Raw genomic sequence first — 25,768 nt, 5'->3', positions numbered from 1 at the left:
TGCCTCTGTGTTGAGAGGTCTTGATCTTGACCTTACTTATTCGCTTTTTCGAAACGATCCAGCAATTCATTGCCCCGCAAAACAGCATTATCCAGCGCGGCCTTGGCTGATTTTTTACCACTCCAGACTGATTCCAGTTCCTCATCCATGATGGTGCGTATCTGGACAAAACTGCCCAGGCGAATGCCACGGGATTTGTCTGTGGTCTTGACAATCATCTGTTGCACGGCAACGCCAGGGCCAGGTGTTTTTTCATAGAAACCAGACTTCTTGGTCATCTCGTAGGCGGCATTGGTGATGGGTAGGTAGCCAGTTTCCTGATGCCATTTGGCCTGCACCTCTGGCTGTGAGAGAAACTTGTAGAACCTGGCGACACCCTTGTATTCCTCTGTCTTTTTGCCATTCATGCTCCACAGTGAAGCACCACCGATGATGGTGTTTTGCGGTGCACCTTTGACGTCTGAATAGTAAGGAAGCGGTGCGACGGCAAATTTGAACTTGGCATTCTTGGAAATATTACCGTAGGCAGAACTGGATGAAGTCAGCATGCCACATTCGCCAGAATAGAACTTGGCTTCCGGCTCATTCTTGCGACCTGCATAAGTGAAATAACCTTGCTTGGCCCAGTTTTCCAGATTTTCTATATGACGTACATGCAGCGGACTGTTGAATGTCAGGCGTGCGTCGAGGCCGCCAAAACCATTGCCTTTGGAAGCAAATTCCACGTTGTGCCAGGCTGAAAAACTTTCCAGATGCACCCAAGTTTGCCAGCCTGTGGTGTAAGCACACTTTTCGCCACTGGCTTTCAATCGACCAGCCGCAGCAACCACTTCCTGCCAGGTTGTCGGTGCCTTATTGGGATCCATCCCGGCTTTGGTGAACATATCCTTGTTATAGTAAAACACGGTAGTTGAACTATTGAAAGGGAAGGACAGCATTTCACCCTTGGGTGAAGTGTAATAACCTGCTACTGCGGCCACATAACCGGATGCATCGAATTTCTCACCTGCGACTTTCATGACTTCAGATACCGGCTTTACCGCCCCCTTGGCATACATCATGGTCGCCGTGCCAACCTCAAACACCTGCAAGATATGCGGCGCATTACCGGCACGGAAGGCCGCGATACCCGCCGCCAGGGCTTCGTCATAACTGCCTTTATAGACAGCAGTGACCTTGTATTCATTCTGGCTTTTATTGAACTGATCAGCCAGCGCGGTCACACGGTCGCCCAGTGCGCCTGTCATCGAATGCCACCAGTTTATTTCTGTCACTGCATGGGCAGAGCCGGCAAAGCTCATCAATACAGCGGCACTGGCCCAAGCCAGTTTGGTATGCAATTTCATAGATAGCCCCGGAAAACTCGTCATAATTATATGAATTTATTGCAACATCACGCCGAGCAGATGACCTGATGGTTTCAGGCTTTCAGGCAAGCTCTGAATGTAGCAAATCGCTAAGATATCACTCGAAACTACCCTCTGTATAGATAACACTTATAATTCTGCCATGCGCAACAACAAAGCTTAATCATGAATTTCTTGCTGACTCGCCTGGGCTGGTACATCAAACTGGTCAGACTACACAAGCCCATAGGCATACTTTTACTGCTCTGGCCAACTTTGGCAGCCCTGTGGATAGCTTCGAATGGCCAGCCAGACTGGCAACTGGTAGTGATTTTTAGTCTGGGCACAGCCTTGATGCGATCAGCCGGATGTGCGATTAATGATTATGCTGACCGCGATTTTGACCGCCACGTAAAACGCACGGCAGACCGGCCGCTGACCAGCGGCAAGATATCCGGCAAAGAAGCTGTGGGTGTTGCCGTAGTGCTGGCGCTGATTTCTTTTTGCCTGATCCTGCCCCTGAACAGTTTGACCAAGATGCTTTCAGTGGGCGCAGTAGTGGTTGCTGGTAGCTATCCTTATTTCAAGCGCTTCTTTGCCATTCCCCAGGCTTATCTGGGCATAGCCTTTGGTTTTGGCATCCCCATGGCTTTTGCCGCAGTGCAAAATACCGTACCTTTGGCGGCCTGGATACTGTTGCTGGCAAATGTTTTCTGGGCAGTTGCCTATGATACTGAGTATGCCATGGTGGACAGGGATGATGATTTAAAGATAGGCATCAAGACATCGGCCATTACTTTTGGCAACTATGATGTGTTTGCTGTCATGCTGTGCTATGCCATCAGTTTCGCGTTGATATCGCTGGTAGGCTGGCAATTGGGGCTGAGCACATGGTTTTTTGTTGGTATGGGTGTCGCAATAATTTTCGCGCTCTACCACTACACCCTGATACGCGAACGTGAACGCATGGCCTGTTTTGCAGCTTTCATCAATAACAATTGGCTGGGTGCCGCAATCTTTGCTGGCATTGCTATTGACTATGCAGTAAAGTAAGTCAATAACTTGCAACTTATCCAATGCATTTTTCTTGCGCTGACGCAAACTCCTCAGGCTCTTTTTGAATAGACTGAAGTTCACTTACCAACCAGAAAGGACGAATCATGAGTACAGTAGACGAACATAGAGAACAATTGATGAATGACTTGCATCTTGTCATCCGTGATGCTGAAGAACTATTGAAGAATACCGAACAGCATGGCAGCGAAGGTTTCCAATCTGCCAAAGCCCGATTTGAAAAAACCTTGAGAAATGCCAAGGCAGAAGTAGAACGTATAGAAGACCTGGTGGTTACCCGTACCAAGGAAGCTGCCAAAGCGACTGATGTGTATGTCAAGGAAAACCCATGGCAGTCTGCAGGTATTGCTGCTGGTGTAGGCTTGCTGGTGGGCTTGCTCATTGGCCGTAGCAGATAAGTAATGGCCATCAGCGACTCGCTGAGACAAGTTGCCACGACATTTGGCAATCTTGTCCACACCCGGCTGGAACTGGCTGCCGTCGAACTGGAAGAAGAGTTGGCGCACTTTTCTTCTGGTTTGCTTTGGTCATTGACAGCGCTTTTTTTTGCCGGCATTGCTGTCATGCTGGCGGTACTGACTGTGGTTGCCGCTTTTTGGGACACCTACCGCTATACGGTCCTGCTCAGTTTGCTGGCGCTGTTTGCGCTGCTCTCATTTGGCATATTCACCTGGCTACGGAGCAAATTCCGCCGCAAGCCTGGGTTCCTGTCACACAGTTTGGCTGAATTGAAAAAAGACGCTGCCAGCCTGCGTGGCAATGACGCCAGTGAAAAAGGACAGGTGTAAAGCATGGGCAATCATCAGGAAAGACTGGCATTGAGACGCCAGGCATTATTATTGAAGATACAGGCAGAACGCAGCCTGATGACAATACATTGTAAGGACTTCAAACAATCCATGGGCATGGCCGATGTCGCTGCAGGTTTGCTTGGCAAAGCCGGGCAAATAGCACGTCAACGCCCATTGCTAGGAGGTATAGCCATCGCAGCAATTTTGGTGCTAAAACCCAGAAGGATATTTTCTTTTGCAAAGTCTGCATTGCTGGGCTGGGAAACCTGGCGCAGCGTAGCGACGATAGTGCAACGCATGCGCGCAGATGCGATCGATATCAGTAACTGACAGTCAACTGCCAGGCAAGTAGTTCAGGCGATTGCTCCTGATGTAGCAATCGCCGCTGCCAGAGCTGATTCAAACAATAGCTTGCCTGATCACAGACTCTCTTTGCCAAACTCGTCACCCAGCTCTTTACCCCTGTGAGCGGCGGCCTTGATGGCATTCACAATGGCCAGTTTGACCCCAGCGTTTTCCATGCTGCTTAACGCTGCATAAGTAGTGCCCCCCTTGGAGGTAACGCGTTCACGCAGCACACCGACTGGTTCCGTGGCCTGTGATGCCAGTTGCGCTGCACCGGTAAACGTCGTCATCGCCAATTGCAAACCCTGTTCCGGACTCAAACCCAGTTCGATGGCAGCCTGCTGCATCGCTTCAATGAAATAAAACACATAGGCCGGGCCACTGCCAGATACCGCAGTCACAGCGTCCAGTAAACTTTCATCTTCCAGCCAGATGGTTGCACCCACCGCCTGCATGATATGTTCAGCCATTTGTTTTTGCTCTGCACTGACAGCGTCCAGGGCAAACAGGCCGGTCATGCCCTGGCCTATCAATGCCGGTGTATTGGGCATGGTACGCACAATTTTTTCATAGCCCCCAAGCCATCGCGCCAAATCAGTAGCACGTATCCCAGCAGCGATGGAGATCAGTAATTGCGCATCCACGTAAGGACCCAGCCCCTGCACAACTTCACGCAATTGCTGAGGCTTGACGGCCAGGATAATCGCATCCATCTCGGCCAGCCTGGCATCGATTGTCAGCGCTGTTGTCACACCATAGTCGCTGACCAGCTTGTCTAGCGACGCCTGGCTCAAGTCTATGACGTGGATATGTTCAGCAGTGGTAAGGTTTTTTAGCAAGCCGCCTATCAGTGCATTTGCCATATTGCCACCGCCTATGAAGGCGACTTTTTTCTTATTTTGCATAGTTCCGGTTTCCAAAAATAGCTGTTCCTATCCTGAGCATGGTACTTCCTTCGGCGATTGCCGCATGCATGTCCGCACTCATGCCCATGGACAGTGTATCCAGCGTTATTCCTGCAGCCTGAATGGCATCGCTCAACTGCTTCAATTGTCTGAATGCCTTTCTTTGCACCTGCTCATCATGGCTGGCTTCCGGTACGGCCATCAAGCCACGCAGTTGCAGACCCGGCAACACTGCAATTTTTTTTGCCAGCACCAAAGCTTCTTCAGGTAAAACGCCACTCTTGCTTGCCTCGCCACTAATATTAACTTGCAGACAAATATTCAGTGCTGGCATCTCTGCAGGCCTTTGCTCGGACAGGCGCTGGGCGATTTTTTCCCTGTCGACTGAATGTACCCAGGCAAAATGCTCAGCGATGGGGCGGGTCTTATTACTTTGTATAGGGCCTATAAAATGCCATTCGAGCTGAAGTTGCGGCTTTTTTGCCTGTACTTCCTGCATCTTCTCCAAAGCTTCTTGCAGATAATTTTCACCAAAACAGTGCTGACCCGCCTCTGCAGCTTCGATGACCGCATCAGCCGGAAAGGTTTTGGATACGGCCAGCAAGTGCAGTTGTTGCGGATCGCGCCCGTTGGCAAGCGCAGCAGCACGGATATCCGCAGTTACGGCTTGCAAGTTGTCAGAAATTGAGGACATAATCAGTAACCAAAAATCTATCTATTTCGTTGTGAACTGCTGGCAAAACTACCCTCCGCAGCTTAATATGGCTTTTATCACGCTATTAATCAATTACCCAACCAGATCAACAACGATCTCATTACCGGAATTATAAATGGACATTTCAGAACTGCTGGCGTTCTCCGTCAAGAACAATGCCTCCGACTTACACTTATCTTCCGGCTTGCCGCCCATGATACGGGTACATGGTGACGTCAGACGTATTAATTTGCCACCACTGGAACATAAAGATGTCCATGAGTTGATCTATGACATCATGAATGACTCGCAACGCAAAGCCTATGAAGACACGCTGGAGTGCGATTTCTCTTTCTCCATCCCTGGCCTGGCCCGCTTCCGTGTGAATGCCTTCAACCAGGAACGTGGTGCTGCTGCCGTTATGCGTACCATTCCATCCAAGATCTTGTCGCTGGAACAATTGAATACGCCCAAGATTTTCGCTGAGCTGGCATTGAAGCCACGTGGCCTGGTACTGGTGACCGGACCTACCGGTTCTGGCAAATCAACGACCCTGGCTGCCATGGTGAACCATCTCAACGAACACGAGTATGGTCATATCCTGACGGTCGAAGACCCGATAGAATTTGTACATGAATCCAAAAAATGCCTGATCAACCAGCGTGAAGTCGGCCCGCACACCATGTCTTTTAACAACGCGCTGCGCTCTGCCCTGCGTGAAGATCCTGATGCTATCCTGGTCGGTGAGTTGCGTGATCTGGAAACCATACGCCTGGCACTGACTGCCGCTGAAACGGGTCACTTGGTATTCGGCACATTGCATACCTCTTCCGCTGCCAAAACCATTGACCGTATCGTCGACGTTTTCCCAGCGGAAGAAAAAGAAATGGTGCGTTCGATGCTGTCGGAATCACTGCAAGCAGTTATCTCGCAAACCCTGCTCAAAACCAAGGATGGCTCTGGCCGTGTGGCGGCGCATGAAATCATGCTGGGTACGCCAGCGATACGTAATCTTATTCGTGAAGCCAAGATTGCACAGATGTATTCTTCGATACAAACTGGTAGCAATATTGGCATGCAGACCCTGGATCAAAATCTGACTGACCTGGTACGCCGCAATGTCATCTCGGTGGCAACTGCACGTGGCGCAGCCAAACAGCCAGACAACTTCCCAGGCTAAGAGATCAAAAGGACAAAAACATGGAACGCGATCAGGCCACCAAATTTATGAATGATTTGCTGAGGCTTATGCTCAGCAAAAACGGTTCAGACTTGTTTATTACGGCAGACTTCCCGCCGGCCTTCAAGATAGACGGACGGGTAACACCAGTCTCCAATCAACCATTGTCCCCTGCTCACACTATTGATCTTGCCCGTTCTATCATGAACGACAAGCAATCCTCAGAGTTTGAATCGACCAAAGAATGTAATTTCGCAATCAGCCCTGCGGGCTTGGGACGTTTCCGCGTCTCAGCGTTCATGCAACAAGGCCGCGTAGGTCTGGTATTGCGGACGATTACCACGGCTATTCCCAAGCTGGAAGACCTGGGGTTACCAGAAAACCTCAAAGAAATCGCCATGACCAAGCGCGGCCTGGTCATCATGGTGGGTGCTACCGGCTCGGGTAAATCCACTTCGCTGGCGGCCATGTTAGGTTATAGAAATGCGAATAGTTACGGCCACATCATTACTATCGAGGACCCGATAGAATATGTGCATCCACATATGAATTGCATCATTACCCAGCGTGAAATCGGGATTGATACCGAAGACTGGGGTGCAGCCCTGAAAAACTCCCTGCGCCAGGCACCGGACGTTATCCAGATTGGTGAGATACGCGACCGCGAAACCATGGATTTTGCCGTCGCCTTTGCAGAAACCGGCCATCTTTGCCTGGCTACCCTGCATGCCAATAGCTCAAACCAGGCACTCGACCGTATCATCAACTTCTTCCCGGAAGAACGTCGCCAGCAGTTACTCATGGATTTGTCACTGAACCTGAAGGCGGTTATTTCACAGCGTCTGGTGCCACTCAAGGGGCGCAAGGGCCGTGCTGCCGCGGTAGAAATCATGCTCAATACACCGCTGGTGTCTGACCTGATCTTTAAAGGTGCAGTACATGAGATCAAAGAGATCATGAAGAAATCCCGTGAACTGGGTATGCAGACCTTTGATCAATCGCTGTTTGATTTACATGAAGCTGACGAGATCTCTTATGAAGATGCCTTGCGTAATGCTGACTCGGTCAATGAACTGCGCCTGGCCATCATGCTCAAAGGCAAAGATGCCAAGGACAGGGACCTGACTGCTGGCACCAAACATCTGGGTATCGTATGAGTGCGCTCGCTTTTCAGGCCAATAGTCTGCAGGGAGAGCCTGTCGATCTCAAGCAATATGCAGGCAAGGTATTGCTGATCGTGAATACCGCCAGCAATTGCGGTTTCACGCCACAGTACAAAGGCCTGGAAGCAATTTACCAGCAGTTCAGGGACAAGGGTGTAGAGGTGCTTGGCTTCCCCTGCAACCAGTTTGGTCATCAGGAACCTGGTTCTGCTGGAGAGATCGGCTCTTTCTGCGAAAAGAATTATGGTGTGACCTTCCCCCTTTTCGACAAAATAGATGTGAATGGCGACAAGGCTCACCCCTTGTTCCAGCACCTGAAAAGCCAGGCTCCTGGCTTATTAGGGAGTCAATCCATCAAATGGAATTTCACCAAATTCCTAGTGAAGAAAGATGGCACGGTCTTCAAGCGCTATGCACCACAAACAGCGCCCAAGGACTTGCTGGATGATATAGAAAAGCTGCTGGCCGAATAAACAAAAGAGCAATCATTGATTGCTCTTTTTTTTGTGCTCCCAATTATCCAGGCTCAATCTCCGCTTCCTGAACTTGCATCATTTGATCAATTAATTCTACCCAATGTATCACTGGCGTATCAGTCCCTGATTGCAAATGCGTCAGGCAACCTATATTCGCAGACAAAATCATCTCGGCATCGGTCGCCGCCAGATTACGTAATTTGTTATCGCGCAACTGATAGGAAAGCTTGGGTTGCAAGACAGAATATGTACCGGCTGAGCCGCAACATAAGTGACTGTCGGCGCACAGCTTCACGTCAACGCCTATGGCCGTCAACAGGCCTTCGACCTTGCCGCGTATTTGCTGGCCATGCTGCAAGGTACAAGGTGGATGCCAGGCAATACGCTTGTTGATTTTACCTTGCAGGCACTGCACCAGTTGAGGCTGGAACTCAGGCAAAATTTCACTGAGGTCGCGTGTCAGTGCCGAGATTTTTGCAGCCCTTGCAGCATAGGCTTCATCATGCGCCAGCAAATGCCCATATTCTTTTACCGTGGCACCGCAGCCAGACGCGGTCATGACGATGGCTTCTGCACCAGCTTCCACATACGGCCACCAGGCATCAATATTCATGCGCATGTCATTGAGGCCATCTTCATGCTCATTCAAGTGATAGCGTATGGCTCCACAACAACCAGCCTTGGGGGCAATTTGCAATTGCACGCCCATGGCATCAAGCACCCTGGCGGTGGCAGCATTGATATTCGGTGACATGGCGGGCTGTACGCAGCCATCCAGCAAGAGCATCTTTCGGGCATGTTCAGTTTGCGGCCACAAGCCTGCATCTTGTGCTACCGGCACTTTATTTTGTAATGACTTGGGCAAGACTGCGCGCAGGCTTTGACCCAGCTTCATCGCTGGATTGAAGATCCATTTACGTGGCAGCACGGCTTTGAGAGCAGCACGATTCAGTTTTTGGAACAGCGGGCGACCTACCTGTTTCTCCACCACCTGACGGCCTATATCCACCAGTCGGCCATATTGCACACCGGACGGACATGTGGTTTCGCAATTACGGCACGTCAGGCAGCGGTCCAGATGTTGCTGGGTTTTGACTGTAGCAGGCTTGCCTTCCAATACCTGCTTGATGAGGTAGATACGGCCACGCGGGCCATCGAGTTCATCACCAAGTAATTGATAGGTCGGGCAAGTGGCTGTACAAAATCCGCAATGTACACACTTGCGCAAGATATCTTCAGCCTCTTTGCCTTCGCGTGTGTCTTTGATGAAATCAGCGAGATTGGTTTGCATTGTCTTTACCAGCCTTTGTACATGCGACCGGGGTTAAATATACCGGCGGGATCAAAAGTATTCTTCAGGCGTCTGTGTATTTTTTCCAGTGGTGCAGACAGGGGGGCGAACACGCCTATGCTCTTGTCACCACCACGGAACAGGCTGGCGTGACCACCGGCAGCCAGCGCAGTCAGACGTATCAGCTCGGGTTTTTCTGTGCTGTAGAGCCAGCGCTGCGCCCCGCCCCATTCGATCATGGATTTGCCAGTCAGCTTCAAGGCGGCGCTGGTGGATGGCAGCGATAAGCGCCATAAACCATGCTCTTCTTCCTGCTGAAAAAAATCCTGGGTCTGTTCGCGCAAGGCTATCCAGAAAGCTGTAGCATCCTGCATTTCTTCACCACCCAGTCTGACCTTGGCGGCGCGCACTGCGGCTTCTGCACCTGAGAGGCGCAGCATCAGACGGCCTACATGCCAGCAACTGGCCGAGATAGGTAAAGCCTGGCCTGCCCACTGATTCAAACGCGTCAATGCGTCTGCCTCTGACAGGGCAAACACCAGGGTGGTTTCTGCAAAGGGACGTGGCAAGACCTTGATGGAAATATCCAGCAGCAAACCCAGGCAGCCCATGGAACCTGTCAGCAGACGCGAAACATCATAGCCTGCGACATTCTTCATGACCTGACCACCAAATTCCAGTACCTGCCCTTGCCCATTCATGAGGCTGACACCCAGTACAAAATCACGCGCAGCACCTACGGCTGGCCGCCGGGGGCCAGACAAGCCTGCAGCCACGACACCGCCTATGGTGGTGGTAGCGCCAAAATGCGGCGGCTCAAATGCCAGCATCTGGTTCTGTGCCGCCAGGGCAGTTTCTATTTCTGCCAGCGGTGTGCCGCTGCGGGCAGTCAGCACCAGCTCAGTCGGGTCATATGCCAGGATGCCGCTATAAGCGCGGGTATCCAGTACCTCACCCTGCACTTCCTGCCCATACCAGTGCTTGCTGCCACCGCCCTGTATCTGCAATGCGATACCGCTGGCGCTTGCTGCCAATATGCGTTCACGAAAATTGTCTAGCGTCGTTTGCATGCCATCGTCCAATTAAGTCTAGCCTCTGTCTTTAAAAACGCGGCAAATCAGGGAATTTCAACACACCTTTTTTTACATGCATGCGGCCGTATTCGGCGCAGCGATGCAGAGTAGGTATGGCTTTGTCTGGATTAAGCAAGGCTGCAGGATCGAAAGCCCGTTTCAAGGCGAGGAAGGCGGTAATCTCTTCACTCGAAAACTGCACGCACATGGAATTGATTTTTTCTATGCCCACACCATGCTCGCCGGTGATCGTGCCACCCACCTTGACACATAGCTCCAGTATCTCGGCACCAAATTCCTCGGCCCTGTGAAATTCCCCTTCTTTATTCGCATCAAATAAAATCAGCGGGTGAAGATTGCCATCGCCTGCATGAAAGACGTTGGCGCAACGCAGGCCATATTTTTCTTCCATGGCTGCGATACCGATCAGGACTTGCGCCAGATGTTTGCGCGGGATGGTGCCATCCATGCAGTAATAATCGGGTGAAATTCGGCCAGCAGCGGGAAAAGCATTCTTGCGGCCAGACCAGAAACGCAGGCGTTCTGCCTCTGTATTGGATACTGCCAGCGCAGTCGCGCCAGCCTGCTCCAGCACGGCACTCATGCGGGCAATCTCTTCTTCGACTTCTTCTATGGTACCGTCTGATTCGCAGAGCAGAATGGCCTCGGCATCGGTGTCATACCCTGCCTGCACAAAGGGTTCGACCATGCGCGAAGAGGTCTTGTCCATCATCTCCAGCCCGGCCGGGATGATACCTGCGGCGATCACGCTGGCCACCGCATTGCCACCTTTGACGACGTCATCAAACGAAGCCATGATCACACGTGCAGCTTGCGGCTTGGGAATGAGTTTGACGGTCACTTCAGTGACGACTCCGAGCATGCCTTCCGAGCCTATGAACACTGCCAGCAAATCCAGGCCAGGCGCATCCAGCGCTCCACCACCCAGCTCTATGACTTCGCCTTCCATGGTAATGGCGCGCACGGCCATGACATTGTGTACCGTCAGGCCATATTTGAGGCAATGCACACCACCAGAATTTTCTGCCACATTGCCGCCTATGGTGCAGGCGATTTGCGAAGACGGGTCGGGCGCGTAATACAAGCCGTGAGCTGCTACAGCTTCAGAGATGGCGAGATTACGCACACCTGGCTGTACCACCGCAGTGCGGGCATAGGCATCGACCTTGATGATCTTATTGAGTTTGGCGGTTGACAGCACCAGGCCATCAGCAATCGGCATGGCACCGCCAGACAAACCAGTGCCAGCACCACGCGGCACGATGGCGATCTGCTTGTCACGGCAGATATTGATGATGCTGATGACCTGGCTTTCATTCTCTGGCAGTGTCACCACCATGGGCAACTGGCGGTAAGCGGCCAGACCGTCACATTCATAAGGACGGGTATCTTCTTCATCATACAAAATGCAATGCGCAGGCAATTGCTGACGCAGTGCGCGCACAAGATCTTGCTGGCGTGAAGATATGGCGAGGGATGCTTCCATGCTGGCTCCTGTTTATTCAAGGAGTGTAATCAGCTTTCCCTGTCTTGTGATGAATTGTTATTAGAAAATGCAGCAAATACTTTTCATTGTTCCTTGTAGAAGTGCTGTATGCAACAGCTTGCCAAGGAGAGCATAGAAGAGAATTACAGAGTGGGAAATTATCAGCTTTGTCGACACAGAAGATTAAATTACCTAGCGCCGGCTTTGACCAGGGCATCTATCATTTTCTTGTTTGGCTTGGCTACTACCTTAGCCCATGACAAAGGCTTATCACCGTTAGGTGCAGTCGCAGTCACGTCAGCTTTTTTTGCTGATAAAAAGTTGGACTGTTTTCAGCTTAATTGACATCACGGCAGAGAATAAAGGTGTATGCCCGTCGCCATTCGTGGACTCTATACTGACCAGCTTTAAGCAATGCCAGGATAATGTCGTTATTACCCTTCAATGCTGCCAGCTTCATGAAAGTGAGGTGGCGCGGCTGTCTTACTGCAAGCCCCAGATTGATCTTGTCCTCGATGCGTTTTCTACGACTGAGCGTTACTGTCAACAATCGCGTTGAGCATGGCAATGTACTGGCGGCGTTCTGACTTGCTCAAATCGCCTTCGCCAGCATGTGCCGTCATCGCTACAATGATTTTAGAAAATAAGCATGCAAAAAACAAAAGGACGCCGAAGCGTCCTTTTCCAGGCAAATCAACAAAGATTATCTTGGCAATTAAGCTGAGAATGAAGAACCGCAACCACAAGTGGTTGTTGCATTCGGGTTCTTGATCACGAACTGTGCGCCTTCGAGGTCATCCTTGTAATCGATTTCTGCGCCAACCAGGTACTGGTAGCTCATGGAATCGATCAGCAAATGGACGCCATTCTTGGTCATGGTCGTGTCATCTTCATTGGTGATCTCATCAAATGTGAAACCATACTGAAAACCTGAGCAACCACCGCCTTGTACGAAGACGCGCAGTTTCAGGTCAGGGTTACCCTCTTCTTCAATCAGCTGTGCCACTTTGGCAGCGGCGCTTTCAGTGAAAACAATGGGTGCGGGCATTTCGGCAACAGCGTTCATAATTACTCCTTCAGACTATTTACCATCATTATAGACCCGCACAGAAATCTATGCATTGTTCGCTGCGAGTTTCAATACAGGTTCTTGTGCCAGGTCATGGCTAAGCTTGCCAGAAACCACGGCACCGCTCAGCATTTCCAGTGTTTTGTAGTGCACATCACCGAATATTTGTGCTTTTGGCTGTAATTCAAGCAATTCTGACGAAAATACCGGTCCATGGATGACGCCATTCACCACGATATGGGCGGCGCGGACTTCACCATCAATTTTTGCCTGCTCAGAAATTATCAGCATGCTGGATGCTTCAAGGTCAGCGACGACATTGCCACGAATATGGCCATCAATACGCAAACCGCCTTTGAAGTGCAAATCGCCTTGTATGACGGTGGTTGCACCGATGAGGCTATCTATGGTGTTCTTGGTTTTTCGATTAAACATTCTTGCTCCCTTTTGAGGAAATGCGCCAGAACCCGCAGCGTATGAGAAATGCTATTTTTAGCAATTGCAGCAGTTTCTTTGCGTGGTTTTAAATTGACCGCTTATAAATTGACCATTTGTTGAGCACGGATCTGACCATTAGATAACACTTTGGCCTGCACACCTTTAACCGTAGCACCCTCTGGCAAGGTAATCGTACCTTCCAGCCTTTGATAATGACGGAATGACAATTTTAGCTTTCCGGCATCGCCCGACTTAGGATCGGGAAACAGCATCGTAGCAGGTTTACCAACTTGTACCAAGTTCAGGCTGAATTGCATTTCCCCAGTGAAATCCCGGCCATTCTTTCCGCCTTGCATAACCAGCGCCCTATAGCGCAATTGACCTGGGCCGAGCATTTCCACCTTGAAATTTTGCAGGGAAATACCTTCGGCTCCTACCGCTGAGGGTGTCAGGCTTTCAAAAAATGCCAGATCATCCTTGAGCTTGAGGTTTTCTGTCGTCAAGGCCTTGACCTGGTCAGTCAATTGCTTTTGCGTGGACTTGTCGATATTGACCGTGCTTTCTATGGTATTGGCCGTCAGCGATAACTTGTCACGCTCAGCAGTCAGCTCCGTTATTTTTTCTTTCAATTCTTCAACTTCATCGGCGCTGACCTTGGAACCAGAGGCAAAACTCTTGCCAAGATCATAAGTCCACCAGGCAATACCGGCAGCGATCGCTATGACGAGGCCAGCCATGGCCACCTTGAATGTCCAAGGCTGCTCATGGGTAATCGTCATTTTTGGCGCAAGAAAGCGCTTGGGAGTCAGACGTGACTTAGCCATGACCACGCTTATGGCATGACAGGTACGTGCATCAACCCGGTGCTTTCTTCCAGGCCAAACATCAGGTTCATACACTGCACTGCCTGACCAGATGCACCTTTCACCAGATTGTCCTGCACTACCAGTATAACGACAGTATTGCCATTATTTGGCCTGTGCAAAGCCAGGCGCAACATATTCGAGGCGCGGGTAGAACGGGTCTCCGGATGTGAGCCAAATGGCAATACATCGACAAAGATTTCATCCTTGTAGGCGTTTTCAAACAGGGCTTGCAAGTCTTCGTTGCTGATTTCTGTGTTCAGGCGGGCATAAAGGGTGGAATGCATGCCGCGTATCATGGGCACCAAGTGCGGCGTGAACAGCAGGCCGATCTGGTCTTTGCTGATGCGTTGCAATTGCTCTATGGTCTCAGGGGTATGCCTGTGGCCGGACACACCATAGGCTTTGAAGGTGTCACTGGTTTCCGAGAACAACAGACCCAGCTCAGCCTTGCGGCCTGCGCCGGAGACACCCGATTTGCAGTCAGCGATCAGGTTGCCAGCATCAATGATGTCAGCCTTCAGCAGAGGGGAAAAGCCCAGCTGCATGGTGGTTGGATAGCAACCTGGATTGCCAACCACTCTGGCAGTCTTGATGGCGTCACGGTTCAGTTCTGGCAAGCCATACACGGCTTCTTCCAGCACCTCGGCACATGTATGCGGGATGCCATACCATTTTTCAAATTCAGCCACGTTCTTCATGCGGAAATCTGCTGCCAGGTCGATGACCTTGACGCCAGCGGCCAGCAATTCTGGTGCTTGTGCCATAGCGACGCCATGCGGTGTGGCGAAGAAGACGACGTCGCATTCTTTGAGGTTGGCTTTGTCAGGCGCAGAAAAAGCGATGTCCACGCGCCCGCGCAAGGAAGGATACATTTCAGAAACCAGCAAGCCATCTTCCTTGCGGGAAGTGATCGCCGTGATGTGCGCCTTCGGATGAGTGGCCAATATGCGCAGTAATTCAACCCCGGTATAACCCGTGCCACCTACAATGCCAATTTTAATCATATGCTTTCCTTGCAAGAAATTTTGACGCTATTCTAGCAGCATAAGAGTCCATGCCGTAGAGACTGAAAAAACTCGTTACATGCTCCAAAGCAAAAAAGCCGCCCATACAGGCGGCTTCTTTGTAGCAATTGCTTCCAGCGATAAAAAATTAACGCTTGGAGAATTGTTTTGCGCGACGTGCTTTGCGCAGACCAACTTTTTTACGTTCAACTTCGCGAGCATCACGAGTAACGAAGCCAGCTTTTGACAGTTCTGGTTTCAAAGCTGCATCGTAGTCGATCAGGGCACGAGTGATACCGTGACGAACAGCACCTGATTGGCCGGATTCGCCGCCGCCGTGAACGTTAACCATAATATCGAATGTTTCGAGATTATTAGTCAGTTCCAGAGGTTGACGGATGACCATCAGGCCAGTTTCACGAGAGAAATACTCGTTTGCTGGTTTGCCGTTGACAACGATCTTGCCGCTGCCGGATTTCAGGAATACGCGAGCAACTGCGCTCTTGCGACGGCCAGTTCCGTAGTTGTAATTACCGATCATGGCTAATCCTTAGATGTCGAGTACTTGTGGTTGCTGAGCTGCGTGCGGATGTGTTGCATCTGCATAGACTTTCAGCTTCTTGATCATTGCATAGCCGAGTGGGCCTTTAGGCAACATGCCTTTAACAGCTTTCTCGAGTGCACGACCTGGAAAACGCTCTTGCATTTTCTGGAAATTTGTTTCATAGATACCGCCTGGATAACCAGTGTGACGGTAGTATGTTTTGTTCAGAGCTTTAGTACCAGTCACGCGCAGTTTGCCTGCGTTAACAACAACGATAAAATCGCCTGTGTCTACGTGTGGTGTAAATTCTGGTTTATGTTTGCCGCGTAAACGGAGTGCCACTTCGCTGGCAACACGTCCGAGTACTTTATCTGTCGCGTCAATCACGAACCAGTCGCGCTGAACCTCATGGCCCTTAGCGGAAAAGGTTTTCATGTTGAATCCTAATAAAAGTTAAAAACGCCCTCAAATATTCTGTGTTTTTGGTGGTTCTGCCATTAATTTCAGCAGACTCGTCCTTATCACTTCTCCCTTGGGCGATCAGGGAGTCGGAAATTATAGTATTTTCAAAGACTTAGTGCAAGAACTGTTTAATTTTTGTGCAGACTTTGTTGGAAGCAAGTGGAAATACAGGCAAAAAAAACCCGAAGACTGGCTTCGGGTTGAATCCACCAAAAGGAGTAGGTGGAGGAGACAATTGCAGGGTTAGTTGACAGCCTTACTATTAACTAACCGATGAGTCAATAATAGGATAAGAAATTGTGCAGTGCAAGGTAATTTACAGTTTGTTGCGCAAAATTTTACGATTCTGCGCAATAGGCTACAATTTATAGATGGTATTTTCTTTGATAACGAGAGGGTAGAAGTATGGAAGCTACAGTACGTTGGACGGGCTCATCTGGCATGTCTTTTCTGGCAGAGACGGGTTCTGGTCATGCCGTTTTAATGGATGGCGCACCCGATGGCGGTGGCCGCAACCTGGCACCGCGCCCTATGGAAATGGTGCTACTGGGTACAGGAGGTTGCTCAGCATATGACGTAGTGCTGATTTTGCGCAAGGGCAAACAGGATATCCGTGGCTGCGATGTCAAGCTGACGGCAGAACGCGCAGAAATTGAGCCTAAGGTATTCACGAAAATCAATTTCCACTTTGTCGTACGTGGCCGTCAATTAAAGCCAAATTTGGTAGAGCGCGCCATCAAGCTGTCACATGAAAAATACTGCTCTGCATCCATCATGCTGGCAAAGACTGCGGAGATGACGCATAGCTTTGAGATTATTGAAGATCTTGAACTGCCTTCAGAGCATCAGACCGCTGCTTGATTGTCTTCATCCGGCTTACCAAAAACATCTGTGTAAGTCGGATAAGAAGAACAATAAACAATGACGAAAATAATAAATGACATGGCTGTTAACATCACCACGCCAATGTTGATATCAATTCCCAGAAAAATTATGGCCAACGGGCTAACTAATATTGAAAGACCATACCAGGCAAGGAAATAAACAAGAAATGCCTTCCAAGAATGAAGTACAGCAAAAAAACTGTAAAACATGGATTTAATCAAAGTCATGCGCTGCCAGGCTATTAACGGGACGCTGTACCAGAACGCCATGGCAAATGGAATATAGATCAGCACAGTCAACAAGATCGCCTTGACTGGCAAAACCTTCTCCAGACTGCCTGCATCCATAGGTCCGGTCTTCGCCGCTGCCTTCATGAACTCCGACAGCGCCTCGTCATTGATCAAGTTCGAGAACCAATAGGTAAAAAAGAGAGCTGCTATGCGAAGCAGGCCAGAACCTAGCAAGGCAACCACATGCGGGGACTGAAAGCCAGTGAACAGTAATCCCGGTGTTATTTTTTGCTCATTTTCAAGATACCGGCAGGCTTGCATAAATCCCACTGAGAATACCGGAAACAAAAACAAGGTAAGAAATTGGCCGGCTACTGGAATGAACCTCAGTAACTGCGTCAACATCATCCACAAAAAAAACAGGCTGAGTAATTCCATAGGACGCTTGCGAAACAAAACAAAGCCCTGCTTTACCCATGTCCAGCCGGACTGTGCGTTAATTACTTTCATCATACTGCAGGCAGGGCTGGTACCTGGCCTGATTCGCGCAAGCGCAGGATGCGCTCAAAATGGGCAGGGTCATGCGGCGTCAGCATTTCAGCATCCCTGGGCTGATAAAAGTCATACAAACGCGACAGCCAGAAACGCAGTGCCGCAGCACGCAACATTGGTTGCCAGGCAATACATTCTTCTTTAGTGAAGGGGCGCACGGCATGATAGGCATTCAGCATGGCCAGTACGCGCTCTTCATCGAGCACACCAGTAGCCACATCAATACACCAGTCATTGACAGTCACTGCCACATCAAAAATCCATGTATCACAACCAGCAAAATAAAAATCAAAGAAGCCAGTCAGGCGCTCACCGTCAAACATGACATTATTGCGGAACAGGTCTGCATGGACGGGCCCGGTTGGCAAGGCGCGGTAAATTGGCGTACTGTCAAAAGCATCCTGGAAATGCACTTCTGCACGCAGCAGGTGCTGCAATTCATCCGAAAGAAAAGGTAAAACCTTGGGCGTGGTGGCATGCCACCAATCAAGCGAGCGCAAGTTTGGTTGTGCGATATTGAAATCTTGCGCCGCTAGATGCATGCGCGCCAGCATGCTGCCTACGGCAGCACAATGTACTGGCTGTGGCGTCATCTGTGAGCTACCTTCCAGCTTGCTGACAATAGCGGCAGGCTTGCCATGCAAAGCAACTACTAACTCACCCTGATCATTGGCGATAGGCGCTGGCACCAGTACCCCGCGATCAGCCAGGTGACGCATGAGTTTCAGGTAAAACGGCAACTGCTCGAAACTCAGATTTTCAAAAATCGTCAATACGAACTCGCCTGCTTCGGTATTGATGAAAAAGTTGCTATTTTCTATGCCTGAAGCGATGCCCTTAATATCCAGGGCTTTACCCAAAGGGAATTGCTGCATCCAGGGGCCAAGGTCTTCCAGACTTACCGGTGTAAAAACTGCCATGTCAATTAAAGATAAGAGCTATAGTGAATACTTACTTTGATGCAGCAGAACTGGCTGTTGCAGCTGATTTTGCTTGCGCGGGTGCCAAAACATCAGGCGGGTTACCCTCTTTGACTTCTTTCTTGCCACCGAACTCCAGGATAGTCCATTGCGCTGCCCGATTGGCATCACCCTGTACTGTTCCTTTGGGAGCATTTCCCACTTCAGGATCAGCTTTGACCGTGTAATTGCTTTTCCCTGATTTGACCTGGACTTCAGTCACCTTACCGCCATTGCTGCGCTTTTCCATCATCTTGTTTTTTGGCTCAGGCTTGCTGACAGATATCCCTTTGGGGTCAGAAACTTCTTCCAGCTTCTCAAGCTTGGGAGGCGGCGGCACATCAGCCTTGGAAGGGGTTTGCGCGAAAACTGCTTGCGTTGCACTACAAGCCAGCATAAGCATCAGCAGGGATGCAGATTTTTTTGTGATTTTCATGTTGAAGCCCAGGAGCGAATTATATAGGCATTGTAACAAAGCCCAGACTGGACTGACAGGAATATCCGGAATGTTGCCAGCACAAAGCAATTTTCATTGAGCATACGCTGGAATTACAACGTCGCAGGAATTCACAAAAAAAAAGAGTGCCCATACAGGACACTCTTCTCTTTTAACGCATGAAGGGACTAGCCCTTCATGGAATTAGAACTGGTGACGTACGCCAGCAGTCAATTCTTTTACAGATGCGCCGTTAACAGCTGCCAACTCTCTGGAAGTTGAATCTTGTGTCAAACGTGCAAATGCAGCGTACAGGTCAGTACGCTTGGACAGATTGTAGTTGTAAGCAATCGCGAATTGTTTTGCATCGCCAACAACTTTACCTGCTGCAACTGGAGTGTCGTTTTTCACTTGTGTGAAACCAGCAAATACTTTGCTGTTTGCATCAACTGGAACTGTCACAGCCAATGTATAGGCTTTCTTTTCCAAAGTCAGATCATCTGTCGTTTTTTGATAGATGAATACTGGCTTGGCTACACCGAAATTGTAAGATGCTGCAACAGAAACACCTTTCTTGGCGTTAGTGAACAGTTTAGCGTCTTGCGCGCTGTCTTTCAGGTAGTTAAAGCCAACTTCCAGAGCATCAACTTTGTAGCCCAGTGTCAAGCCCAGGGAACGACCAGCAGAATTGTTACCTGCTGCTTCACCGAAACCGTATTGACCAGCAGCAGAGAAACCACTCAGGTTACCTGGTGTGTAATAGAAAACGGAATTGCTTACGCGGCCTGTGGAGTTAGCATTGACGCCAGCAACAGTTGCAGAGCCACCAACGAAGTACAAAGCGCGAACGCCATTGCCGTTGTTAACCAAAGCAGAGCCAAACGGATCAAAATTGTCGAAGTATTTCAGAGTTGGAGACTTGTCACGACCGAAATCAACTGCACCGAAATCGCCAGACAGACCAACTGTGGAACGACGACCGAAAGTACGACCTTGATCGGATTCGCCTGTATCAACCTGAACGCCTTGTTCCAGAACGAAGTTTGCTTTCAAACCGCCGCCCAGATCTTCAACGCCTTTGAAGCCGATACGGGAACCTGCTTCTTGACCACTTTGGATCTTGTTGAAGCGACCAGCTGGAGTACCGTTGTCCAGGCTTTGGAAGCCAACGTCTACAACACCGTAGATAGTCACTGTAGATTGTGCGAAAGCCGCGCCAGAGAAAGCACCCAGCAGAGCGAGTGCGAAAATTGATTTTTTCATTATCATGTATCCAAAAATGAATGTTAAGTTTTTACCAACATCATCAAGCACGGTAAAAACAGAAGCACAGGTGTTTTACAGCCTTGAATCAGCAAGAGATCCAATGACAAGCGGCACGATACCTGTGAAAAGTGACAACTTGATGAATTCAATGTGTTTAGAAAGCTACACTTTAAATAAGTTCGCAAAATAAAGACACGATGGATATCTTATTTGCATATGCGGAACGAATAGTACACAAAAACCAGGAAATCTGCTGACACACCTGATATTGCACCATTGTTGCAAAGCACCAATTATATAAGGCTGGCAATACGCATTTCAAGTAACTGACTTGAAATTTATTTATTCTCTCGCTTTTCTATATATTAACGAGGATTTTTATTGACTATTCAGCCAGAATTTATTCTATAGATTCCCAGGCATTTTGCTTTTGTGCAATTAAGGCGCGCGAGTACGCACGACCGGTGTACCACATGACCGCACCTATGCCAGCACAGGCAAACTGGCCCAGCGCCAATGTCAGGACAGAATGGTCCAGTGCAGGCGCGGCGACGCCTGCGATGACTGCCCCCAGCAGTGTCACCGTTGCAGACTGGCAAGAGGCAACAATGCCCCGTATATTCGGGAACAGGTCCAGCACCAACAAGGTCGCTCCTGGTGCCACCAATGACATGCCAAAGGTATAAAAAAACAGCGGGGTCACTGACCACAGGAGTATGGGCGGCGAAAAATAATGGAATATGACGTTAAACAGGGACGCCCCAATTAAAAAGCAAAATCCTATGCTGACTTGCTTCCACACGGTCATTCTGCCTGCCAGCCGGTTGGCAGCTAGTGCACCAAAGAAAATCCCACCTACCGAGGGCACAAACTGCCAGCCGAATTGATCAGGCCCCAAATGCAAATGCTGTGTAATGAAAGCAGGAGCGGCTGAAACATAGAGAAACAGGCCGGCAAAATTAAAGGCTATCGTCCCAGCCTTCAAATGGAATAGCGGGGACTTGAAGACATTTTTATAACTGGTCCATAAAAATTCTGCACTAAAAGGCTGGCGCTTATCCATGGGCAAAGATTCCGGCAAATACTTGTAGCTGGCCCACCATAAGGCTACCGTATAGCCAAACAATAAAAGGAAAATCGCCCGCCAGCTCAGGAAACTGACCACCCAGCCGCCCAGGATAGGAGCAATTGCAGGCGCAATAGAGAAAATCATGGTCACCAGCGACAGCAAACGCTCGGCCGGTGCACCTGCATACAAGTCGCGTATGATGGCGCGCCCCACTACCATGCCCGCACCAGCGGACACGCCTTGCAGGATGCGGAAGCCCCACAAGTAATGAATACTGTGCACCGAGGCGCACCCAAAGCTGGCTACGGCAAAGACCGCCAGAGCAACCAGGATAACATTGCGTCTGCCAAAAGCATCTGACAGCGCGCCATGCCACAAAGTCATGACGGCAAAGGACAGCATATAGGCCGTCAGCGTCTGCTGTACTTCCAGTGGGCTGGCATGCAGGGTAGCCTGGATGTTGGGGAAGGCAGGGAGGTAAGTATCTATGGAAAACGGACCAAGCATGGCCAAAGCAGCCAATAAGGTCGCCAGGCCAGCATTGCTGATCTTGGTTGCAGAGGACATGGGCAAATTCAGTGTTGCGCCTGATCGCCAGGGCGGCTATCAGGCATGAGACTACAAATTGGGTGGCCGAATACCAGAAGCGAATACTACGCTGCGATTCAGATACCACCCATACAAAGGTATTTCATTTCCAGATATTCATCCATGCCATATTTGGAGCCTTCTCGCCCCAGGCCGGATTGCTTGACGCCGCCAAACGGTGCTACTTCATTCGAGATCAGGCCGGTGTTGATACCCACCATGCCGTATTCCAGTTTTTCAGCAACCCGCCACACGCGACCTATGTCGCGTGAATAAAAGTATGACGCCAGGCCAAAGTCGGTGTTATTCGCAGCGGCAATGACTTCTTCTTCGGTATTGAACTTGACGACTGCGGCCACAGGGCCAAAGGTCTCTTCATTCATGATTAACATGCCAGGTGTGACATTCGACAGCACAGTTGGTTCATAAAAAAGTTTGCCAGCTTCCAGCAATTTGCCGCCCGCCTGTAAGCTTGCACCTTGATTGAGGGCATCGGCCACATGTTCTTCTACCTTGGCGACTGCCTGTGCATCGATCATCGGCCCCTGGTTGATGCCAGCACCAAAGCCATCACCTACCCTGATTTTTTTTGCCCCGGCTGAAAGTTTTTCGACGAAGGCATCGTAAATTGATTCATGCGCATAAAAGCGATTGGTACAGACACAGGTCTGGCCAGAATTACGAAATTTAGATTGCAGCGCACCTTCGACAGCAGCATCCAGGTCAGCATCTTCAAACACAATGAAGGGAGCATGGCCACCCAGTTCCAGCGCCAGTTTTTTTACTGTCTGAGCAGATTGCCGCATGAGAATGCGGCCTACCGGCGTTGAACCGGTAAACGACAAATGTCTGACCACAGGGCTATCGCACAAGACCTTGCCGACAGCGATGGATTGTTCGGAATCAGCAGTCACAATATTGATGATGCCTGCGGGGATGCCAGCCCTGTGCGCCAGCTCTGCCATGGCCAGTGCGGACAAAGGTGTTTGTTCGGCTGGCTTGATAACGATGGAGCAACCGGCTGCGACCGCAGGAGCCACCTTGCGCGTGATCATGGCGATAGGGAAGTTCCACGGCGTGATGGACGCGCAGACACCAATAGGCTGCTTCAGAACCACCATGCGCTTGTCGCTCCAGGTCGATGCCATGACATCACCAGATACGCGCTTGGCTTCTTCGGCAAACCATTCTATGAAGCTGGCACCGTAAATAACTTCACCCTTGGCTTCTGCCAATGGCTTGCCCTGCTCTGCCGTCATGATGGCAGCCAGGTCGTCGGCATTTTCTATCATGAGGTCAAACCATTTACGCATGAGCATAGCGCGCTCTTTGCCAGTCTTTGCGGCCCAGAGTGGAAAGGCAACTTGCGCAGCCTTGATGGCGGCTTCGGTATGACTGGCGTCCAGATTGGGAACCGTGCCCAGTATTGCCAGCGTGGAAGGATTATTCACTTCAAAACTGGCCGTACATGAGACCCACTCACCATTGATGTAAGCCTGGTCGCGCAATAAGGATGGGTCTTTCAAATTCAAATGCTTTGCTGTTGCTTCCAGTGCCATGACTACATCTCCTTGCAGAATCTTGAAGTAAAGCCTCAAGCCTAAAGCAAAACGGCCAGGTCTGCTGCGACAGGGCCGTTTTTTCAGTAACTTATTGCCACAGCATGAAAATTATTCAGCTATATCTTTAGGCTTGGCTTCTTCCCTGCGGTTAAAGCCGGCCACCATGTCAAAGCGGAACAAGCGGCATTCCAGTGCGCCATTGAAGAATGGTGTCTTGCGTGACTCTTTCAGGCGCAGCATCTTGGGCAAACCCAGATCAGCAGTAAACAGAAAAACACTCCAGCCAGCAAAACGCTGCTTGAGCGTAGTACTGAAGGCGCTGAAGAAATCTTTGGCCATGTCATCATCTTCCATCGAGCTGTCGCCGCGCACACCGATACGCTCGCCGTAAGGTGGATTGGTCAGCAAGATACCTGGCTCTGTCGTTGGTGCCTTGATTTCCTGCGCTTCTATCTGCTTGAGTGGCACGTCAAAACGTATGCCTGCCTTGTTAAGGTTATTGCGCGTCATGACTATCATGTCGCCAGAAATATCGCTGCCGAAAATCGTTGGTTCAGCAGGCAGAGGATGTGGCTTGGCGTTGGCCTTGATCTGTGCCCAGGCGTCAGCATCGAACTGATGCATTTTCTCGAACGCAAAATCACGCTTCAGGCCGGGCGGTATGCCTGCCAGGATTTGCGCTGCTTCGATCAGGATGGTGCCTGAACCGCACATGGGGTCAAACAAAGGTGTGCCAGGTTTCCAGCCTGCAGTGCGCAACAAACCTGCTGCCAGATTTTCACGCAAGGGTGCATCACCGGTTTCCATACGCCAGCCGCGCTTGAACAGAGGCTCGCCAGAGATATCCAGGTACACCGTGAAATTGCGTGCATCCATAAAGCCGACGATGCGCATGTCCGGGTTCTTGGTATTGACCGATGGGCGCTGGGTGAACTGGTCGCGGAAACGGTCGCAGATTGCATCCTTGATTTTGAGCGTGGCAAAATCCAGGCTCTTCAAGGGTGACTTGACTGCAGTGACATCGACACGAATGGTGTGGTGATAACCAAACCAGTCTTCCCAGGGCTGATCCAGCACCAGGTCGTAAATATCGTTTTCATTGGTATAGCCAGAATGCGCCATACGCATCAACACGCGCGATGCAATGCGTGAATGCAGGTTGATACGCCAGCCATCATGCAGGCTACCTGAGCAATGTACGCCACCCGGCACCTGATTGTGTACAGTCATGGTTTTATCCATGGCTGCAATTTCCCCCAGCTCTTCAGCCAGGGCGATTTCCAGGCCACGTGGGCATGGGCAAAAATAAGAATAACGCGTCATAGGAGTACCCTTTATCCGTTAATAAAAACTATGGTGAATATTCACCGCCATTTGTTGGCCTGGAGTTCTGCACTCCAGGTCAACTCTACATTCAAACCTCGGGAATCTTTGATTAAGTGCAGCGAGCGGCGCTAGTTTGGGTTAAGAAGCGCAGTCGTACGACTGTACGGCGAGCATCGCAGGCCCAAAATAGCGTCGCGCAGTAACTTAATCAAAGGTTCCCTAGAAAGGTTTGACGACAACCAAAATCAATATCGCCAGCAACAAAATTACCGGCACTTCATTAAACCAGCGGAACCAGACATGGCTGCGCTTGTTAACACCCTTCTCAAACTTTTTCAACAAGCTGCCACAGGCATGGTGATAGCCTATCAGCAAGATCACGAAAGTCAGCTTGGCATGCAGCCAGCCATTACCCGGCCCCTTGCCTATGCCATAGACTAGCCATAACCATAGACCAAAAATCAAAGCTAACACTGCCAATATTGTCATGAAACGGTAAAGCTTGCGCGCCATCAGCAAAAGGCGCTCTGTCGTGAGCGCATGATTTTCCATCGCCAGATTGACCAGGATGCGTGGCATATAAAACAGGCCTGCGAACCAGGATGTGACGAACAGAATGTGTAAAACTTTTACCCAGAGCATGGCTTACTTTCCTTAATGGTGCGAC

Annotated in this window: 28 protein-coding genes; 8 read left to right on the top strand and 20 right to left on the bottom strand. The window is 50.1% G+C overall.

The genetic code is table 11. From position 1 onward, the window contains the following. Positions 1-32: 32 nt before the first annotated feature. A complete protein-coding gene (gene ugpB, locus H8L47_RS05205; RefSeq protein WP_186952168.1) occupies positions 33-1,346 on the bottom strand; it encodes a sn-glycerol-3-phosphate ABC transporter substrate-binding protein UgpB in 1,314 nt (437 codons plus the stop codon). Between the two features lie 198 nt (positions 1,347-1,544). Here ugpB and ubiA point away from each other — a divergent pair, with 198 nt between their 5' ends. From ubiA to H8L47_RS05185, 4 genes are all read left to right on the top strand, one after another. After that, entirely contained in the window at positions 1,545-2,399 is an 855-nt protein-coding gene (gene ubiA / locus H8L47_RS05200; protein WP_456243384.1) for a 4-hydroxybenzoate octaprenyltransferase, read from the top strand. 107 nt (positions 2,400-2,506) lie between these two features. Beyond that, complete coding sequence (locus tag H8L47_RS05195; RefSeq protein ID WP_186952166.1) at positions 2,507-2,818, top strand: DUF883 family protein; 312 nt, start codon at positions 2,507-2,509, stop codon at positions 2,816-2,818. A 3-nt stretch (positions 2,819-2,821) separates the two neighbouring features. Continuing rightward, on the top strand, positions 2,822-3,208 hold the full coding sequence (locus H8L47_RS05190) for a phage holin family protein (protein WP_186952165.1): 387 nt from the start codon (positions 2,822-2,824) through the stop codon (positions 3,206-3,208). A 3-nt stretch (positions 3,209-3,211) separates the two neighbouring features. Beyond that, a complete protein-coding gene (locus H8L47_RS05185; protein ID WP_186952164.1) occupies positions 3,212-3,541 on the top strand; it encodes a YqjK family protein in 330 nt (109 codons plus the stop codon). An 89-nt stretch (positions 3,542-3,630) separates the two neighbouring features. On the opposite strand, the gene proC is transcribed toward H8L47_RS05185, so the two are convergent. Together proC and H8L47_RS05175 are read right to left on the bottom strand one after the other, a co-directional pair. Then, the gene (gene proC / locus H8L47_RS05180; protein WP_186952163.1) at positions 3,631-4,461 is read right to left on the bottom strand and encodes a pyrroline-5-carboxylate reductase; all 831 of its coding nucleotides are present in this window, start codon (positions 4,459-4,461) and stop codon (positions 3,631-3,633) included. Next, positions 4,451-5,155 (bottom strand): YggS family pyridoxal phosphate-dependent enzyme, encoded by a 705-nt coding sequence (locus H8L47_RS05175; RefSeq protein WP_186952162.1) that lies wholly within the window; start codon positions 5,153-5,155, stop codon positions 4,451-4,453. Before H8L47_RS05175 ends, proC begins: the two co-directional genes overlap by 11 nt. Before the next feature lie 136 nt (positions 5,156-5,291). On the opposite strand from H8L47_RS05175, the gene H8L47_RS05170 reads away from it, so the two are divergent. The 3 genes from H8L47_RS05170 to H8L47_RS05160 are packed head-to-tail and all read left to right on the top strand — an operon-like array spanning position 5,292 to position 7,971. Next, on the top strand, positions 5,292-6,335 hold the full coding sequence (locus H8L47_RS05170) for a type IV pilus twitching motility protein PilT (RefSeq protein WP_186952161.1): 1,044 nt from the start codon (positions 5,292-5,294) through the stop codon (positions 6,333-6,335). A gap of 20 nt (positions 6,336-6,355) precedes the next feature. Then, positions 6,356-7,492 (top strand): PilT/PilU family type 4a pilus ATPase, encoded by a 1,137-nt coding sequence (locus H8L47_RS05165; RefSeq protein ID WP_186952160.1) that lies wholly within the window; start codon positions 6,356-6,358, stop codon positions 7,490-7,492. After that, on the top strand, positions 7,489-7,971 hold the full coding sequence (locus H8L47_RS05160; protein ID WP_186952159.1) for a glutathione peroxidase: 483 nt from the start codon (positions 7,489-7,491) through the stop codon (positions 7,969-7,971). Before H8L47_RS05165 ends, H8L47_RS05160 begins: the two co-directional genes overlap by 4 nt. A gap of 43 nt (positions 7,972-8,014) precedes the next feature. Here the strand turns inward: H8L47_RS05160 and glcF are convergent, their stop codons facing one another. From glcF to rplM, 9 genes are all read right to left on the bottom strand, one after another. Further along, complete coding sequence (glcF, locus tag H8L47_RS05155; protein WP_186952158.1) at positions 8,015-9,265, bottom strand: glycolate oxidase subunit GlcF; 1,251 nt, start codon at positions 9,263-9,265, stop codon at positions 8,015-8,017. Between the two features lie 5 nt (positions 9,266-9,270). Continuing rightward, positions 9,271-10,335 carry a glycolate oxidase subunit GlcE gene (glcE, locus tag H8L47_RS05150; RefSeq protein ID WP_186952157.1) on the bottom strand — a complete coding sequence of 355 codons (1,065 nt, stop codon included), beginning with the start codon at positions 10,333-10,335 and terminating at the stop codon, positions 9,271-9,273. Positions 10,336-10,366: 31 nt separating this feature from the next. Continuing rightward, positions 10,367-11,845, bottom strand: coding sequence for an FAD-linked oxidase C-terminal domain-containing protein (locus H8L47_RS05145; RefSeq protein WP_186952156.1), 1,479 nt, complete (start codon positions 11,843-11,845; stop codon positions 10,367-10,369). Between the two features lie 715 nt (positions 11,846-12,560). Next, the gene (gene erpA, locus H8L47_RS05140; RefSeq protein ID WP_110255173.1) at positions 12,561-12,911 is read right to left on the bottom strand and encodes an iron-sulfur cluster insertion protein ErpA; all 351 of its coding nucleotides are present in this window, start codon (positions 12,909-12,911) and stop codon (positions 12,561-12,563) included. Positions 12,912-12,959: 48 nt separating this feature from the next. Further along, positions 12,960-13,349, bottom strand: coding sequence for a bactofilin family protein (locus tag H8L47_RS05135; protein ID WP_186952155.1), 390 nt, complete (start codon positions 13,347-13,349; stop codon positions 12,960-12,962). Positions 13,350-13,450: 101 nt separating this feature from the next. After that, positions 13,451-14,176: a DUF6776 family protein gene (locus H8L47_RS05130; protein WP_186952154.1), complete on the bottom strand. Its 726-nt coding sequence runs from the start codon at positions 14,174-14,176 to the stop codon at positions 13,451-13,453. 8 nt (positions 14,177-14,184) lie between these two features. After that, positions 14,185-15,222: an N-acetyl-gamma-glutamyl-phosphate reductase gene (argC, locus tag H8L47_RS05125; protein ID WP_186952153.1), complete on the bottom strand. Its 1,038-nt coding sequence runs from the start codon at positions 15,220-15,222 to the stop codon at positions 14,185-14,187. A 148-nt stretch (positions 15,223-15,370) separates the two neighbouring features. Continuing rightward, positions 15,371-15,763, bottom strand: coding sequence for a 30S ribosomal protein S9 (gene rpsI, locus H8L47_RS05120; RefSeq protein ID WP_110255177.1), 393 nt, complete (start codon positions 15,761-15,763; stop codon positions 15,371-15,373). Between the two features lie 9 nt (positions 15,764-15,772). After that, a complete protein-coding gene (rplM, locus tag H8L47_RS05115) occupies positions 15,773-16,201 on the bottom strand; it encodes a 50S ribosomal protein L13 (RefSeq protein ID WP_110255178.1) in 429 nt (142 codons plus the stop codon). Between the two features lie 432 nt (positions 16,202-16,633). On the opposite strand from rplM, the gene H8L47_RS05110 reads away from it, so the two are divergent. Next, a complete protein-coding gene (locus H8L47_RS05110; protein WP_186952152.1) occupies positions 16,634-17,089 on the top strand; it encodes an OsmC family protein in 456 nt (151 codons plus the stop codon). Here H8L47_RS05110 and H8L47_RS05105 read toward each other — a convergent pair. From H8L47_RS05105 to H8L47_RS05070, 8 genes are all read right to left on the bottom strand, one after another. Then, entirely contained in the window at positions 17,074-17,856 is a 783-nt protein-coding gene (locus H8L47_RS05105) for a BPSS1780 family membrane protein (protein WP_186952151.1), read from the bottom strand. The genes H8L47_RS05110 and H8L47_RS05105 overlap by 16 nt on opposite strands. Further along, the gene (locus H8L47_RS05100) at positions 17,853-18,815 is read right to left on the bottom strand and encodes a homoserine kinase (RefSeq protein ID WP_186952150.1); all 963 of its coding nucleotides are present in this window, start codon (positions 18,813-18,815) and stop codon (positions 17,853-17,855) included. Before H8L47_RS05100 ends, H8L47_RS05105 begins: the two co-directional genes overlap by 4 nt. A 31-nt stretch (positions 18,816-18,846) precedes the next feature. Further along, positions 18,847-19,290 carry a hypothetical protein gene (locus H8L47_RS05095; protein WP_186952149.1) on the bottom strand — a complete coding sequence of 148 codons (444 nt, stop codon included), beginning with the start codon at positions 19,288-19,290 and terminating at the stop codon, positions 18,847-18,849. Between the two features lie 204 nt (positions 19,291-19,494). Then, positions 19,495-20,604: a porin gene (locus H8L47_RS05090; protein ID WP_222616417.1), complete on the bottom strand. Its 1,110-nt coding sequence runs from the start codon at positions 20,602-20,604 to the stop codon at positions 19,495-19,497. A 352-nt stretch (positions 20,605-20,956) separates the two neighbouring features. Beyond that, complete coding sequence (locus H8L47_RS05085) at positions 20,957-22,192, bottom strand: multidrug effflux MFS transporter (protein WP_186952147.1); 1,236 nt, start codon at positions 22,190-22,192, stop codon at positions 20,957-20,959. A gap of 98 nt (positions 22,193-22,290) precedes the next feature. Beyond that, positions 22,291-23,772: an NAD-dependent succinate-semialdehyde dehydrogenase gene (locus H8L47_RS05080; protein WP_186952146.1), complete on the bottom strand. Its 1,482-nt coding sequence runs from the start codon at positions 23,770-23,772 to the stop codon at positions 22,291-22,293. 111 nt (positions 23,773-23,883) lie between these two features. Next, complete coding sequence (locus tag H8L47_RS05075) at positions 23,884-25,098, bottom strand: THUMP domain-containing class I SAM-dependent RNA methyltransferase (RefSeq protein ID WP_230413599.1); 1,215 nt, start codon at positions 25,096-25,098, stop codon at positions 23,884-23,886. Positions 25,099-25,320: 222 nt separating this feature from the next. Then, positions 25,321-25,743, bottom strand: a complete 423-nt coding sequence (locus H8L47_RS05070; RefSeq protein WP_186952145.1) for a CopD family protein — start codon at positions 25,741-25,743, stop codon at positions 25,321-25,323. Between the last annotated feature and the right edge of the window lie 25 nt (positions 25,744-25,768).

This window comes from Undibacterium umbellatum, from assembly GCF_014284125.1.
Classification (GTDB): domain Bacteria; phylum Pseudomonadota; class Gammaproteobacteria; order Burkholderiales; family Burkholderiaceae_D; genus Undibacterium; species Undibacterium umbellatum.
This window is presented reverse-complemented; position numbering and strand designations above follow the sequence as displayed.